Source organism: Pseudomonas sp. PS02303 (genome assembly GCF_029959925.1).
GTDB lineage: Bacteria > Pseudomonadota > Gammaproteobacteria > Pseudomonadales > Pseudomonadaceae > Aquipseudomonas > Aquipseudomonas mandelii.
In genome coordinates this window covers 1-2,027 of the sequence record NZ_JASCOM010000481.1, presented here as the reverse complement: position 1 = coordinate 2,027, position 2,027 = coordinate 1, and the positions used below count along the sequence as shown (strand labels likewise).

The window sequence follows — 2,027 nt, the reverse complement described above, 5'->3', positions numbered from 1 at the left end:
CCTCGCGCCTACAGGTATCACCGACCGTAGGAGCGAGGCTTGCCCGCGAAGACGCCAGAACAAACAACATTGAATTCGGAAAAGAAGACCAGCATGCGCACATTGACGATTGAACCGCTGACCAAAGAAGCCTTCGCCCCTTTCGGTGACGTGATCGAAACCGACGGCAGCGATCACTTCATGATCAACAACGGTTCGACCATGCGCTTTCACAAACTGGCGACGGTGCAAACCGCCACGCCAGAGGACAACGCGATCATCAGCATTTTCCGCGCCGACGCGCAGGACATGCCGCTGACCGTCAGCATGCTGGAGCGTCACCCGCTGGGCAGTCAGGCGTTCATTCCGCTGCTCGGCAACCCCTTTCTGATCGTGGTCGCGCCACTTGGCGATGAACCTGTATCAGGCTTGGTCCGCGCCTTCGTCACCAACGGCAGGCAGGGCATTAATTACCATCGCGGCGTTTGGCACCATCCGGTGCTGACGATCGAAAAGCGGGATGACTTCCTGGTGGTTGATCGCAGTGGCACAGGCAATAACTGCGATGAGCATTTTTTCAAAGAGGATGAGCGTTTGATCCTTGCCCCCCACCAATAAGAGAAGGTCTGATCACTCGACAACAGAGTGACAGGCGAGAGGTAAAGACTGTGGAAGCACATCTGTTGGAATGGCTGAACCTGAGCGTGCGCTGGGTTCACATGATTACTGGCGTGGCCTGGATCGGTGCGTCGTTCTATTTCGTCTGGCTGGAAAACAACCTCAATCGGGTCAACCCGAAAAGTGGTCTGGCGGGCGATCTGTGGGCGATCCACGGCGGCGGTATCTACCACCTGGAAAAATACAAACTGGCCCCGCCGACCATGCCGGACAACCTGCACTGGTTCAAATGGGAAGCCTACTTCACCTGGTTGTCGGGGATCGCGCTGCTGTGCGTGGTGTTCTACTCCAACCCGACGCTGTACCTGCTGGCACCGGGCAGCAGCCTGACCGGCCCTGAAGGGGTCGCACTGGGCATCGCCTCGTTGTTCGTCGGCTGGTTCATCTACTCCTTCCTCTGCGACTCGGCCCTGGGCAAACGCCCTGCCCTGCTAGGCTTCATCCTGTTCGTGCTGATCATTGGCGCCGCTTACGGCTTCAGCAAAGTGTTCAGCGGTCGTGGTGCGTACCTGCACGTCGGCGCGATCATCGGCACCATCATGGTCGGCAACGTGTTCCGCATCATCATGCCGGCGCAACGAGCATTGGTGGCGGCGATTGCCGAAAACCGCACGCCGGACCCGGCACTGCCGGCCAAAGGCTTGCTGCGTTCGCGTCACAACAACTACTTCACCTTGCCGGTGCTGTTCATCATGATCAGCAACCACTTCCCGAGCACCTACGGCAGCCAATACAACTGGCTGATCCTGGCCGGGATCGCGGTGCTGGCGGTGTTGGTGCGTCACTACTTCAACACCCGTCATGACAGCCACAAGTTTGCCTGGACCCTGCCTGTCGCGGCTGTTGGCATGATCTGCCTGGCTTACGTCACCGGCCCGGCGCAAATGCCGAGCGCACCTGAAGTGGCCAAGGCGCCTGGCACCATCGAGTACCAGCCGCTGCCGGAAACCGCCATCGGTGGTGGTGCCAAACCTGCCGCTGCGAAGCCTGCAGAAGCACCGGTCCAGGCGTCCAACGCCGGCCCGAGTTTCGACAAGGTGCACAGCGTGATCCAGGAACGTTGCTCGGTGTGCCATTCGGCCAAACCGACCAGCCCATTGTTCAGCGCGGCTCCGGCCGGTGTGATGTTCGACACCCCCGAGCAGATCCGCCAGAACGCCGCGCGCATCCAGGCTCAGGCCGTTACCAGCCAGATCATGCCACTGGGCAACATCACCCAGATGACCCAGCAGGAACGTGACCTGATCGGTGCGTGGATTGTTCTGGGCGCTCCGACCAACTAACCGTTGAAAAGCTTCGCGGGCAAGTCGGATCGCCGCACCGCTCGCTCCTACGGATATGCAGTGTCCCTGTAGGAGCGAGCGGTGCGG

The 2,027-nt window shown here is 60.0% G+C and carries 2 protein-coding genes; both read left to right on the top strand.

Annotated elements, in window-relative coordinates; genetic code table 11:
* Window positions 1–93: 93 nt before the first annotated feature.
* Window positions 94–597 (top strand): ureidoglycolate lyase, encoded by a 504-nt coding sequence (locus QMX98_RS34280; RefSeq protein WP_010456681.1) that lies wholly within the window; start codon window positions 94–96, stop codon window positions 595–597.
* A 50-nt stretch (window positions 598–647) separates the two neighbouring features.
* The gene (locus tag QMX98_RS34275) at window positions 648–1,940 is read left to right on the top strand and encodes a urate hydroxylase PuuD (protein ID WP_282412070.1); all 1,293 of its coding nucleotides are present in this window, start codon (window positions 648–650) and stop codon (window positions 1,938–1,940) included.
* Window positions 1,941–2,027: the final 87 nt, after the last annotated feature.